Origin of the sequence: Streptococcus sp. HMSC034B05, assembly GCF_001809055.1 — a bacterium.
GTDB classification, from domain to species: Bacteria; Bacillota; Bacilli; order Lactobacillales; family Streptococcaceae; genus Streptococcus; species Streptococcus constellatus.
Genome location: NZ_KV795581.1, coordinates 60270 through 74055, shown reverse-complemented (window position 1 = coordinate 74055; position 13786 = coordinate 60270). Strand labels below are relative to the sequence as shown.

Here is a 13786-nt window from a genome sequence, read left to right as displayed (position 1 = left end):
AATCTTTCATCAGTTGGTTTTATTTGCCTTTGGAAAATAGAGACGAATCTCCGTATAAGTATTTTCTTCAGATTTAATTTCCATGTGATAGGATTTACCAAATTGTAATTGCAAACGCTGATTAACATTCTTCAAACCGACACCACCTAGGTGCATCAAGAGGGTATCAGCTGTATCATGAGCGACAAATCCTCGACCATTATCGTAAATGGAAAGAATTAGTTGATGACTATTTTCATAAACACTAACTCGAATCATCCCTTGACGATTCATTTCCTTGATACCATGATAAATCGCATTTTCAACCAAAGGCTGCAAAATTAATTTTGGAATCTGATAATTATCATAAGCACTTAACTCTTCAATTTCATACTGTAATTTCTCTCCATACCGCTGTTTTTGAATGAACAAATATTGTCGAACATGATCAATTTCATCCTTGAGAGAAATTTGTTCATGACCTTGATTAAGTGCCAAACGGAAATACTTAGCCAGTGATTTTGTGACTTCTACAACACTTTTGCTATCATTAAATTCTGCCATCCAAACAATGGTATCTAATGTATTGTACAAAAAATGAGGGTTAATTTGACTGGAAAGCGCCTGTAATTCATATTTTCTGACATTTTGCTCTTCTTCTTTGACAGCCATCATCAATTTATCAATCTGATTGAGCATTGTATTAAACTGCTTGGCCAAATCAATCAATTCAGGGGATCCTTTTTCAACAGCTCGCAAGTGCGCATTCCCAGATCCGATAGCTAAAATGGTCTCTTGTAACTCATGCAAGGGCTTAATCCATAAACGCAAGATAAACCAAATGCCAATAAGACAAATACCTAAAGCTAATAATCCTGTTCCGATAAAAGACCAAAGAATTTGTTTTTGCACAGCATGCAGTTGCTCCATAGAAGATACACCAATCAAGGTCCAGTCACTATGTGGAATTTGGTACTGAGATACGTAGGCCTGCTTTGATTTTACATAACCATTTTTTGCAGCAATATAGGGCGCCATCGCGCGCATTTCAGTAGCGGACGAATAAACTGTTTTCTTTGGGTGATAGACAAAATCATGTTTGTCATTCACAATGAAGGTAAAACCTTTTTTTCCTAATTGTAATCGGTCCAGGTAAGCTTCCAATGTCTTATAACCAATGTCAAGCCGAATAACTCCTAGATTTTTCCCATCTTTATCCACTACCTCTTGTGTAATAGAAATAACCCACTTTTCATCCGTTTCCTTATCAACAGTTTTTCGTGCTGGTGTCAGTACGGGCATAGCGCCCTTATGAATAGCATCCTGATACCAGCTTTCTTGCATCATATCATTAGATGTTTTCACTGTTAAATTGGGATCAGTTGAGATGAGATTGCCATTTTTTGTTACCAAAACAGCGGATACCAAATCTGAATCTGTCTTTAAAATCATTCCCATCAATTGACGAAGCTGTTCAGCATTATCCGCATCGGGCTTTTGAGCATACGCTTTTACTTTATCGCTTTCAGCTAAACTGCTGGTAGTTTCTTTTAGCTTTTGTAAATAAGAAGTGATAAATTGTCCACTTTGTTGAATGGTATTACGCGTCGTTTGCTCCGTCGTTTGTCGAATAGCCGCCGAGCTAGTTTGATAGTACAACCCTCCAACAATTCCTAAAAGAACTAATATCATCACAAAAACATAAATCACTAACTGAATCAGTAGCGAATAACGTTTCATTTACTATCTCCTTTTTTAAATTGCCGAGGTGTCACTCCAACGATTTGCTTAAAGCGTTGAGAAAAATAATTCATATCCTCAAATCCAACTTGCTCTGCTATTTCATACACTTTTAAATCCGTCGTCAGCAATAGTAATTTAGCTCGCTTCATTCGTTCCTGAATTAAATAATCTTGGAATGGCAAGCCTAGCTCTTTTTTAATCAATACACTTAAATAGGAAGAATTGAAGCCCAATTGAAATGATAAAGATTTCAAGGATAATTCTGTGTCAGCTAATCGGTCATGAATCGCTTGCTCCAAGTCCGAAAACTCTGCTTTCTCCACTAACTCATGCACTTGTTGCTGTTTCTTTTCCTTATCCAATTTTTCTTTTACTTTTATCAACATAGCTTCAACATCTTCTCGCGAAAACGGCTTTAGTAAATAATCATCCGCACCTAATTTAACAGCTGAAAGAGCATAATCAAAATCGTCATACCCCGTCAGAAAAATAATATGTAATTGCGGATACTGTTCTCTTGCTAATTGGGCTAATTTAATACCATTCATCTGAGGCATATTAATATCAGTCAGGATAATATCTGGGCATTCTGCTTGAATTTTTTCCCAAGCCTCTAAACCATTTTCAGCCTCACCTATCACTTGCATGTTAAATTTTTTAAAGTCTACTAAAGACGAAATACCTTGTCGAACAAGGTATTCATCTTCTACAATCATAATTGAATACACGAACGCACTCCTACTATTTACTAAACTCATTATAGCAAATTTTTTCTTAAAATGCTGTTAGACATAGTTCAATAAATATCCATAACCTTTGCTTTCCATTTGGTCTTTAGGAATAAACTTGATAGACAAGCTATTAATACAATAACGAAGTCCACCTTTATCTTTAGGACCATCTGTAAAAACATGCCCCAGATGGGAATTACCAACTCGACTTCGTACTTCTGTCCGAGTCATATTAAAGCTATGGTCTTCTTTATAGTTTGCGACATCCGGGCTAATCGGACGTGTAAAGCTTGGCCAGCCACAGCCTGATTCAAATTTATCTTTTGATGAGAATAATGGCTCACCTGTTACAACATCGACATAGATTCCTGCATCAAATTTATCCCAATAACGATTTGAAAAAGCGCGCTCTGTATCATCTTTTTGAGTCACTGCATACTCTTCCTCTGTCAGTTTTTTCTTAATTTCAGCATCTGACGGTTTTTTATATTTAGAAGCATCAATGACTGGATAGGCAGCCTGTTTAACATTGATATGACAATATCCATTTGGATTTTTCTTCAAATAATCTTGATGGTACTCTTCCGCCTTGATAAAATGTTTGAGCGGCTCTTTTTCAACCGCCAAAGTTGTTTTAAATTTTTTGCTTTGTTCTTCAAAAACCTTGTTAATCGTTTCAACATCAGCTTGATCTTTGTAATATACTCCTGTGCGATATTGTACGCCACGGTCATTTCCTTGTTTATTTTTGCTGGTTGGATCGATAATTCTAAAGTAATGCAGCAAGATTTCTCTTAAAGAAATTTTATTGGCATCATAAGTCACATGAACCGTTTCAGCGTGTTTAGTTTGTGAGATTAGTTCATAATTCGTTGTTTCGCTATTTCCGTTCGCATAGCCAGAAACTGCGTCTACTACACCATTAACACGAGAAAAATATTCTTCCACCCCCCAGAAACAGCCACCTGCAAGATAAATATGTTTTAAATTAGCATTTTTCAAATCAGGTTTCTTGTTGTTGACGGGTGTCGTTTGACTAACGGACGCTTCTTTTATTTTGTCAATAGAAGACTTCGTTGTCATAAAACGCCCACCCAAAACAATTGTACCAACGATAAGTAAAATGGATCCGAGGAGTAAAAGCAATTTCATTTTGTGATCCATTGTCATTACCTCCTATTTGATACTTTTCAGAGTTGATTCAATTTCAGACTTTTTGATAAAACCTGGACGAGTTTTAACTAATTTTCCATTACTATCAATAAATGCGGCTGTTGGATAAGAGCGAACTCCATATTGCTCTAGTAATTTTCCGCTTGAATCAATCAAAACAGGTAAGTTTTTATAATCTAGTTTTGAATACCACTTTTTGAAATCTGCTTCTGATTTTTCACCCTTATGACCTGGAGAAACGACTGATAAAATAACGTAGTCTTTGCCATTTTCTTTCGCCAATTCATCTGTGTGTTTCAGCGTGGATAGACAGATTGAGCACCATGATGCCCAGAATTTCAAATAAACTTTCTTTCCTTTAAAATCTGATAGTTTATAAGTCTTGCCATCGACTCCTTTTAGATTAAAATCAGGAACAGCTTCTCCTTGATTTGCTTTTGTAGCAGTAACCTCATTGTTCTTGTTAGCTACTTGTCCTTGTTCAGCTTTATTTGTATCATTTGCTGAAGAATTTGTTTTTTGATTTGCACATGCACCTAAAAAGGTAGCACATAACAAACTCGTAACAACTAACATTGATTTTTTCATGGGATTTCCTCCTTTTTTATCCACCAAATATTGAAGCCAGAACGTTGAAATTTCCTAGCATGAGTAAGATTCCCATTAAAATAATGAGAGCCCCTCCAATCTTCTTCAATGTGCTCATATAAGGTTTAATTTTCCCAAAATGGCGCAATACAATTGAAGAAGCAAAAGCTAAAATAAGAAATGGGATAGCTAATCCTAGGGTATAAACCAACATGAGCAATCCACCTTGCCAAGCTCCATTTCCACCAGAAGCAGCAATAGCTAATACTGAACTAAGGACTGGGCCAACACAAGGTGTCCAACCAAAACTAAAAGTTACACCTAATAAGAAAGCATTGTAAAAATCATTCCTATTCTTATTTTGCTTTAATTGGAGACTTTTTTGTCGTTGTAATACCTTGAAATTTATCAACTCCATTTGATGAATACCAAGTAGAATGACAATAGCCCCCAGTACATAACGAAACCAATCAGCGTTCAAGATTTTTCCTAAAAATCCTGCTCCATATCCAAGAATTAGAAATACAACTGATAAACCAGCAATGAAAAATAGTGTTTTTACAATGCCATACCAAAAGATTTTCTTTCCCAAAACAGTCACTGTCCTCGGCTCATCTGTATCTAACAAAATTCCAACATACACCGGTAAGAGAGGTAAAATACACGGCGAGAAGAAAGATAAGATACCGGCCAAAAATACAGAAATTGAAAATACGGTTGATGCCATACCTTTTCTCCTTACTAATTTTCTTTATATAGCTAGTATATATGTGATGAGCAAAAAAAAATAGAGACGACGATTTGAAAAAACTTGAATTTAATATGGTCATAAAAAAATCTACCACTTTCGTGATAGACTTCTTGAGATTATTCCATTTCAAAAGTATCGCTTTTTTGCTTGTTCGGTAAAAACAAAGAGACTATAATTCCAATAACTGTTGGTATTAGCCAAGGAATAGATGCTTGGGCAAGTGGTAGGGTGTTGATTATACTTATAAGAGCAGTTAATTTAAATTGTTGTCCAATAATACTTGTAAAGGCAATAGCTGTCACAACGGCTACTGTCAATTGCATTCCTATTTTAGATAAGGCAACAAATTTATTGACCATCACAATCATTACGATTGCAATAGTAATTGGATAAAGAATTTGTAAAACTGGCACAGAATACTGAATAATTGTTTCCAAGCCAAGATTTGCAATTGCAAATCCAATCAATGTAAAGACTGTCGCATAAGTTTTGTAAGCAATCGCAGGAAACGTTTTATTGAAAAATTCAGATGTTGAGACAATCAAACCGACCGTTGTGGTAAAACAAGTCACTATCACCATTACAGCAAGGAAAATTTGCGCTGTTGGTCCAAAAATAGCCTGTGTAGCTCGGGACAAGACATAGACCCCTTTATTGGCATCAGACGCCATTACATCAGCAGGAATTGGGAAATGATTCCCTAAGAAAGCCAATCCAATATACAACGCACTAAACCCAAGTGCCACAACCACTCCAACAATCCAAATAGTCGAAATATATTCTTTTTTATTGGCAAAACCAAGTTGGTTCAATGTTTGGACAGCAATAACACTAAAGGCAACAGAAGCAAGTGCGTCAAGCGTATTATACCCTTCAAGAAAGCCGGATCCAAAAGCTGCCTTTGCGTATTCTGCACTAGCTATTTGTGGTACGGTAGCCCCATATTTAATGACTCCTAAAATGATTAAAATGATAATCAAGATGGCAAAGACAGGGGTCAAAATACGACCAATCCGATCCAAAATTTTAGAAGGATTTAATGAAATCAGATAAGCAGATACAAAATATAAAATTGTAAAAATAATGAGTCCCAAACCAGTCATATTACTCGGAAGCAATGGTGCGACCCCAACTTCATAGGAGGTAGTTGCTGTTCGTGGTATGGCAAAAAAAGGACCAATTGCTAAATAAAGAGCCACTAAGTAACTCGTTGCAAACCACGGAGAAATCTTTTTAGAAATCTCATAAACATAACCTTTTGGATTTAATGCACCAATAATCAATGTCAAAATAGCAATTCCAACTCCCGAAAGTACAAATCCAGAAATTGCTGGCCAAAAATTCTTACCTGACATGGCTCCTAAAGTTGGCGGAAAAATTAAATTACCTGCGCCGAAAAATATTCCGAACAAGAGTAATCCTGTTAATGCTCCTTTTTTATCATCTTATCTCCTTAAAAATTTTGATAGATTCATTTATTATAATTCAAAAAAACCCCGATATAATTTTAAATATTTCATAAATTCTGAATATTTAGATTAAAATTAAAAGCAGCACAACAAAATAGATTACACTGCTTTTTTTGCTTTATTTAATTCCTAAAGCAATACGTGCATAGCGACTCATTTTATCTACAGTCCATGCCGGATACCATACTAATCTCACGTCTACTTTGCTAACTTCTGGCACATCGGTCATCACGTCACGGATTTGATCAGTCAAGAAATCAGCCAACGGACATCCCATAGTAGTTAAAGTCATATCAATCTGCGTTTCACCATTTTCGTCATTGAAACGAATTTCATAGACCAAACCAAGATTAACAATATCAATTCCTAATTCAGGATCAATAACTTGTTCCAAACTTTCCAAGATACGATTTTTAATATCATCAATTTGTTCATTTGTGTATGTCATGGTGTCTCCTTTTATCTACTAATCCTCAATAAAGTCACGAAGCGGTTTGCTGCGACTTGGATGACGCAATTTGCGCAGGGCTTTAGCCTCAATTTGTCGAATCCGTTCACGAGTTACGTTAAATACTTTTCCAACATCTTCCAGTGTACGCATTTTCCCATCATCTAGCCCAAAACGCAGACGCAGCACATTTTCTTCACGGTCTGTTAATGTATCAAGAACTTCATCTAATTGCTCACGCAAAACGATACGCGTTGTATAATCAACTGGATTTTCAATAACCTCATCCTCAATGAAATCACCCAAATGACTATCATCTTCCTCTCCAATTGGTGTTTCAAGAGAAACAGGTTCTTGTGCAATCTTCAAAATTTCACGGACTTTATCAGGCGTCATATCCATCCGCTCTGCAATTTGCTCTGGTGTTGGATCTTGTCCCAATTCTTGTAAAAGATTTCGTTGTTCCCGCACTAATTTATTAATCGTTTCAACCATGTGAACCGGAATCCGAATCGTACGAGCTTGATCAGCAATCGCACGAGTAATCGCTTGACGAATCCACCAAGTAGCATATGTTGAAAATTTGAAACCTTTAGTATAGTCAAACTTATCAACAGCTTTCATCAATCCCATATTTCCTTCTTGAATCAAGTCAAGAAACTGCATGCCACGCCCAACATAGCGCTTAGCGATGGAAACGACCAACCGCAAATTAGCTTCCGCCAAACGTTGCTTGGCTTCTAAATCGCCTTGTTCCACGAGGACAGCTAATTCTTGCTCTTCTTCATTGGTCAACAGCGGAACAACACCAATTTCCTTTAAATACATACGGACAGGGTCGTTTACTTTAGCAGAATTGCTACCAAGCAACTCCTCATCTGTTAATTCAGCTTCTTCTTCCTCTGTATTTAAGACCCGTTCACTTGGGTTGCCCTCTTTATCCGTAATAGCAATCCCTGCGTCCTGAATTCGTTGAAGAAGATCCTCAATACCATCAGCATTTAAAGTAAATGGAATGACTAATTGATCATTGATCTCATCATCGGTTGCTGTACCAGTTTTTTTATGGTTGCGAATAAATTCTGCAACTTGAACATCAAAAGTTGTTACTTCTTTTTGTTTTGTAGCCATTCTTACTCCATTCTCCTTTTTTGAGCAATAAATCGCTCTAACTCTGTTAATGCCGTATCTGCATCACCATTGTGAGATGCTTCACGAACTTTTTTGCCAATCAATTGATTTTCTTTTCGAAGCAATTCTTTATCTCGAGTCTGTTCCACTTCGACTAGCTCCTGCTCAGATACCTCTTTGGGCAGATTCTCTTCTAAAACCCGATACCAGGATTGCTGTACTGAGTCATTTTGTTCAGATAAATCTTGTGGCGTAACTTCACCATTCGTTTTTAAAATATTATACAAAGTTTGCAATTCAGCTGTTGCAAAATGAAAATCTTCTCTTAAACGATAATCATTTAAGATGACAGGATTCTCAATCATACGTTGCAAGAGATGACTTTCAGCTTTAATCAATCGCGATACTTGCTTCGTTATTGGAATATCAAATCGTGTCACCTGCTGACGAACTTGCTGTTGCTGTTCTTTTCTATTGACCAGGCGATGATTATTAACAGCTTGCTCCACCTGCTGATAGTCAAAATCAGGTAACAGCTCAGCTAACATATAAATATATGAATTCTGTGCAGTAATCGACTTGACTTGTGCAATCAAAGGCGACATTCGCTCCACAAATTCAATTTGAGCTTGCAAGTTTTCTACATTATCTGGCTTCAGATAGTTTAAAAGAAATTCTATATCACTAATTCGTGTTTTGATTAGTAAATTTTGTAAATCGTCAGCAGAATTTTTTTTGATAAACTCATCTGGATCCATATTATCGGGAATCCTAACAATTTCAACTGACAAATTATGTAATTCATCCAGTGCTTTTTGTGTTGCTGCCTGTCCCGCTTTATCACCATCGTATGTTAAAATGACTTTCTTTGTGAACTTACGAAGATGCTCTACATGTTCATGCGTCAAAGCTGTCCCCATAGAGGCCACAGCATTTTCAATTCCAGCGCGATAAGCTGCAATAACATCCATAAAGCCTTCCATTAAGTAAACTTCATGACTTCTCTTGATAGTCGCTTTAGCTTTGTCTAGATGATACAACTCATAACTTTTATTGAAAATTGGTGTGCTGCGGCTATTTTTATATTTAGCAACTTTCTGCTCTATATCACTAGCCTGCCAAACACGACCCGAAAAAGCAATGACTTGCCCTGTATCATTTGTCAACGGAAACATAATCCGATTTTGAAAAGCATCATAAACCAGATTATTATCAGCTAAGTTAAATAAACCTGAATTCATAATGACGTGTTCGTCAAATTTCCCACTAACACTTCTATAAAGATAGTTGTTTTCATTAGGCGCTAAGCCGATTTGAAAATGCTTTATCACCTCATCTGTCAAGCCACGCTCATAAAGATAAGAACGTGCTTCTTCTCCTATCTTTGTTGTCATCAATACTGCATGATAAAACCTTGCAGCTTCCGTGTGAATGTCATAAAGTGCTTGATGAGGATTAGTATGAGTTGACTGTTCTGTTCTACTATGCTCTATTTCTAACGGAAACCCTGCACGATCGGCAACAATTTGTACAGCGTCCATAAAAGAAACGCCGCGATAATCTTCAATAAATTTAAAGACATCACCTGACTTCCCACAGCCAAAACAGTGATAAAATTGTTTTTCTTCTACTACATTGAATGATGGAGTTTTTTCCCCATGAAAAGGACAAAGCCCCAGATAATTCCTTCCGGCCTTTGTTAGAGCAACGACTTCTCCTATGATTTCGACGATATTGACGCTATTTTTAATATCAGAAATGATTTCTTTATCAATCAATAGACAACACCCCCAATTTATCATAGAATAACAACTTACATTTTATAATAAATTTACCAAAAAGTAAAATATTCACTATATTTTTTAGACATTTTATTGACTTTCCCCTTTTTTTAGATATAATATAGTTTAGTATTTTGAAAGGAAAAAGAAAATGTTAAAGGAATTAAAAAACTTTCTTCTTCGCGGTAACGTGATTGACCTAGCGGTCGGTGTCGTCATCGCTAATGCTTTTGGAGCCATCGTCAAATCATTGATTGAAGACGTTATTACTCCTTTGTTTCTCAATCCAGCTATAAAAGCTGCTGGTGTAGAACAAATTGCTGGTCTAAAATGGAATGGGATTGCATACGGCAGCTTCTTGAGTGCTATTATCAATTTCCTCGTCATTGGAACAGTCCTCTTCTTCATCGTTAAGTCTGTTGAAAAAGCACAAAACCTTACTAAAAAAGAAGATACTGTTGAAGAATCCGCAGGACCAACTGAATTAGAAGTTCTTCAAGAAATCAAAGCCTTGCTCGAAAAGAAATAGAGATTTGGGAGAAAAATAAAACATTGTAGGAGTTTGAGAAAATTTTTATCTCAGACTCTTTTCTTTTGAAATAGAAACAAAAAAAAACAGGATTTCAATCCTGCTTTTTCTATTATTAGAATTTTTTACGTTTACGAGCTGCTTCTGATTTGCGTTTGCGTTTTACAGAAGGTTTTTCATAGAATTCACGTTTGCGTGTTTCTTGAAGAGTACCAGCTTTAGTAACCGCACGTTTAAAACGACGAAGAGCATCGTCAAGGGATTCATTCTTACGTACTACTGTTTTTGACATTTTTTTCACTCCCTTCAAGCTTAAAATCCTTTAAATTTTATCATATTGAAATACACTTGTCAAGTCCCATGAGAATGTGGAATGTGTCTGTTTTTGGGAGAAAATGAAAAAATTGATTGAGCATCTGACAACTACCTCATTCTGTAATCTAGGCTACAAATTTATCGGATTTGTTCAAAATGCAAATGAACTGCGATATGATCGCCATAGCCGTTCCGATCTAAATCACGTTGCAAGCGATAGGAAATGTAATGCTCAGCAATCGTAATATAACCAGCACCTAACAGACGATTTTCTACCATAGATTGGATCATACTAATAGTAGCTCGCTCAACCCTCGCTTCTTCCAAATCTAGCACTACCTTTTTGGTTACAAGTGCTAAATTTTGACGTAGATCATCTGTCAAGACATAGACTGTTTGTGCTGCTTTCAGAATAGCTTGATAAATTTTATCTGGATTAAAATCAGTAACTTCTCCATTACGTTTGATGACTTGCATGAGAAACTCCTTTAAAATTAGTTAGTTTCGTGTACTTAGTACAGTAAAAATATTATACTATTTTTTCACTAATTCTCAAAACGATAGATATTTTGAGAAGTTTAGTAGATGAAAATTACGCTTTCTCAAGCCTGATTTTATTTACAAACATTTTCATTCTTCAATGTTAGCTTTTGATCTCTCAATCTAAAAAAGACAAACACTTAGAAATAGAGTTGTTTGTCTTTGGGTCAAAAGATTAGACTTTTCTAAAATCTTCAGCTATTTAATCTTCGTTATTTCTTTTACGATGGCGAGCACTGGATAAAGTTCCCAAACCAAGTAGCAGCCCTAATGCAGCAACCTGATTTGTTTTGGTACCAGTAGCAGGCAGAACTTTTTGACTGCTATTTTGTTGTTGTCTAACTAGCAATGGTTTTGGTTGGTAAGTTCTAGATAAGTGTAATCTTTGTACTTCTACACCTGTTTCTTTTTGAGCCTTCGGAGGAAGTTGACTTTGCAATTGTTCGTAGTTTTCTTGTAACTTGGTATAAATTGAACGAGAAATAGCCAGTTTTGTTTCTTCCTCATTTAACATTTTAACCTTAGCAGCATAATCAGCTTGTGCAGCTTGAAAAGCCTTTTGAGCTGCTTCAAGTGCTTGTGGTGCATTTTGTAATTTTACCAAGTTATCTTGTGCTACTTTTAGTGCAGTTTGACTAGTTTGCAAAGCGTCTTTTGCTTTAGCAACATTCAATTCTGCTGTAATTAAGGCTTTCTTTAGTTCTGCTAACTTATTTTTAGCGGTTTCTAGTAATCCTTGTTCTTTTGCTAACGCTGCTTGTTTTGGCGCCAACTTGGATGCAATAGCTGCAGTTGCACGCTTCAAAGCTGCTTCTTTTGTCACAACATTTTGTTTCGCTTTTGTCAAAGCTGCTTCGGCTGTAATCACTCCAGCATTCGCAGTAGCAAGAGCAGCCGAACGATTCGCAGCTAATTTTTGAAGGTCTGCTAATTTTGCCTTTTGGATATTTAAAGTAGATACATAACCCGTTCTTTGAGCTCGCAACACACCTAATTGATTCTTGGCTGCTGTCGCTTGCGCATTTGCGGCTTTTGCAGCACCAGCAAAATTACGGATTGCTTGCTCATAAGCGTCTGCGCTAAGAAGAGTACCGTTATTGAAACGTTCATTAGATGCTGTGTGGAAACCAACTTCATATAAATTATTATATGGATTTGGATTACTACAATATGCTGCTGAAATCGAATTAAAGTTTTTATCCATCATTTGAAGATAGTGACCAACTTTGTAGAAGAAATCAAGCTGACCTCGCTTGTAAAGAGTAGTATAAATTTTATTGGAATCAATGTCTCGCTCATTTGTTGTTAGCCCATACTTAGCTGCCTCAGCCATATATAAGGCTTTTTCTTTATACCAGTAGTCAACCGCTCCTCTTACAGAGCTATTAATGGCCACGTTTTCATTGCCAAAATATTTGCCCATATGCCAATTTGCTCTTCTAAAATAAAGAGTTTGGACTTGGCTGGCTGGATTTTTGTAAGGATCAACCAACAGTTCTTTTAATCCAGCTTGTCTACGGTAAGCATTGATTGCCCTAACCAATTCAATCGCTTTTAAATTATTTTCCAAAGTTGCTGGACTTGTTGAATCAGAACCAACTGTAATACCGTCTTCATGTTTAGCTCTTTCATAAGTCGCTAGAGCTTCAGCAGCTGCATTACGAATCGCTTGGTTGGCTCCATTTGTTTTAGCATGTTGCAAAAATTCACCATAGGTCGCTTTACTCAAGTCAACATTTCTTCTATTAGCAACTGATTGTTCAGCGCGGGTTACTTCAGCAACTTTTTGATCAATAGCCGCTTGATTTTCTGCAACTTTTTGCTCACTTTGCTTGACTTGTTCAGTAGCTGCATTGATTTCTTTAGGAAGATTAGTGATTTCTTTTTTCACTTTAGCAAGATTTTTTTGCTTTTCTGCCAAATTCTTTTCCGCTTGTTTTTCTTCTTCTTTTGCGCGGTTAAGATCGTGTTCCTCATTGACAACTGGAGCTTTAGCTGTGTCTAATTCACGTTGTGCAACATCAACAAGTGATTGCTGCCCCGCTACAATATTTTCTTGATTTTTAACAGCTTCTTTTGCCTTTTCTTCCGAACACTTTGCTTCTTGAACCTTCTTCTCCTCTGTTACAACAGTGTCCTCTGCTGTTTTTACTTTTTCTTTTGCAGTTTCAATCACTTCTGAAGTTGCTGCATTTTTTTCTGTTTCTGCATCTGCTACGGCTTTCTGTCTATTTACGACCGCTTCCTTTGAAGTATTTACATCCTCTTTTACTTTATCTACAACTTTCTGCTGTGTATCTTTCTGAACTTTCGCAGCATTTGCTTCCAATTTTGCTGATTGAACGTCAGATTCTGTAACTGGTTTGGTAATTTTTTCAGATGTCTTTGGTTCAGTAGATTGTGGTTTTACTTCTTCGGCGCTTACTTGATGTGATAAACTACCCGAAATAATTGTCGTTGCAGCTAAACCGGTCGCAACGACTGACTTTTTTAGTTTTCTCTCCATTAGAGGACCTCCTAATATACTTGCTATTTTTTATTATAAACCATTTCAACCCAAATTACAATTCCACTAATGTATTACGCAGATAACTATTTCATTAAATTT

The 13786-nt window shown here is 36.4% G+C and carries 12 protein-coding genes and 1 pseudogene; 1 reads left to right on the top strand and 12 read right to left on the bottom strand.

What is annotated here, in order from left to right; all coding sequences use genetic code 11:
* Nucleotides 1-9: 9 nt before the first annotated feature.
* The 9 genes and pseudogenes from HMPREF2542_RS00385 to dnaG all read right to left on the bottom strand — a co-directional run bounded on the left by HMPREF2542_RS00385 (nt 10) and on the right by dnaG (nt 9791).
* On the bottom strand, nt 10-1719 hold the full coding sequence (locus HMPREF2542_RS00385) for a cache domain-containing sensor histidine kinase (RefSeq protein ID WP_058669522.1): 1710 nt from the start codon (nt 1717-1719) through the stop codon (nt 10-12).
* Nucleotides 1716-2450, bottom strand: coding sequence for a response regulator transcription factor (locus HMPREF2542_RS00380; protein ID WP_006269551.1), 735 nt, complete (start codon nt 2448-2450; stop codon nt 1716-1718). The genes HMPREF2542_RS00385 and HMPREF2542_RS00380 overlap by 4 nt, the downstream gene beginning before the upstream one ends.
* A gap of 57 nt (nt 2451-2507) precedes the next feature.
* A complete protein-coding gene (msrB, locus tag HMPREF2542_RS00375) occupies nt 2508-3617 on the bottom strand; it encodes a peptide-methionine (R)-S-oxide reductase MsrB (RefSeq protein ID WP_070484081.1) in 1110 nt (369 codons plus the stop codon).
* Nucleotides 3618-3629: 12 nt separating this feature from the next.
* Complete coding sequence (locus HMPREF2542_RS00370) at nt 3630-4214, bottom strand: redoxin family protein (protein ID WP_003069149.1); 585 nt, start codon at nt 4212-4214, stop codon at nt 3630-3632.
* Nucleotides 4215-4230: 16 nt separating this feature from the next.
* On the bottom strand, nt 4231-4941 hold the full coding sequence (gene ccdA2, locus HMPREF2542_RS00365) for a thiol-disulfide oxidoreductase-associated membrane protein CcdA2 (protein ID WP_058669521.1): 711 nt from the start codon (nt 4939-4941) through the stop codon (nt 4231-4233).
* A gap of 140 nt (nt 4942-5081) precedes the next feature.
* Nucleotides 5082-6404, bottom strand: a pseudogene (gene brnQ, locus HMPREF2542_RS00360) (branched-chain amino acid transport system II carrier protein); the annotation flags it as partial.
* Between the two features lie 148 nt (nt 6405-6552).
* The gene (locus tag HMPREF2542_RS00355) at nt 6553-6882 is read right to left on the bottom strand and encodes a metal-sulfur cluster assembly factor (RefSeq protein WP_003069160.1); all 330 of its coding nucleotides are present in this window, start codon (nt 6880-6882) and stop codon (nt 6553-6555) included.
* An 18-nt stretch (nt 6883-6900) separates the two neighbouring features.
* Nucleotides 6901-8013: an RNA polymerase sigma factor RpoD gene (gene rpoD / locus HMPREF2542_RS00350; RefSeq protein ID WP_003031450.1), complete on the bottom strand. Its 1113-nt coding sequence runs from the start codon at nt 8011-8013 to the stop codon at nt 6901-6903.
* Nucleotides 8014-8015: 2 nt separating this feature from the next.
* Nucleotides 8016-9791, bottom strand: a complete 1776-nt coding sequence (gene dnaG, locus HMPREF2542_RS00345; RefSeq protein WP_022525636.1) for a DNA primase — start codon at nt 9789-9791, stop codon at nt 8016-8018.
* A 154-nt stretch (nt 9792-9945) separates the two neighbouring features.
* Between dnaG and mscL the strand changes: the two genes are divergently transcribed.
* The gene (gene mscL / locus HMPREF2542_RS00340) at nt 9946-10323 is read left to right on the top strand and encodes a large conductance mechanosensitive channel protein MscL (protein ID WP_006269480.1); all 378 of its coding nucleotides are present in this window, start codon (nt 9946-9948) and stop codon (nt 10321-10323) included.
* A 115-nt stretch (nt 10324-10438) separates the two neighbouring features.
* Here the strand turns inward: mscL and rpsU are convergent, their stop codons facing one another.
* From rpsU to HMPREF2542_RS00325, 3 genes are all read right to left on the bottom strand, one after another.
* Complete coding sequence (gene rpsU, locus HMPREF2542_RS00335; protein WP_000048054.1) at nt 10439-10615, bottom strand: 30S ribosomal protein S21; 177 nt, start codon at nt 10613-10615, stop codon at nt 10439-10441.
* A 161-nt stretch (nt 10616-10776) separates the two neighbouring features.
* Nucleotides 10777-11115: an ATP cone domain-containing protein gene (locus HMPREF2542_RS00330; protein ID WP_003069168.1), complete on the bottom strand. Its 339-nt coding sequence runs from the start codon at nt 11113-11115 to the stop codon at nt 10777-10779.
* Between the two features lie 265 nt (nt 11116-11380).
* Complete coding sequence (locus HMPREF2542_RS00325; RefSeq protein ID WP_070484075.1) at nt 11381-13684, bottom strand: CAP domain-containing protein; 2304 nt, start codon at nt 13682-13684, stop codon at nt 11381-11383.
* Between the last annotated feature and the right edge of the window lie 102 nt (nt 13685-13786).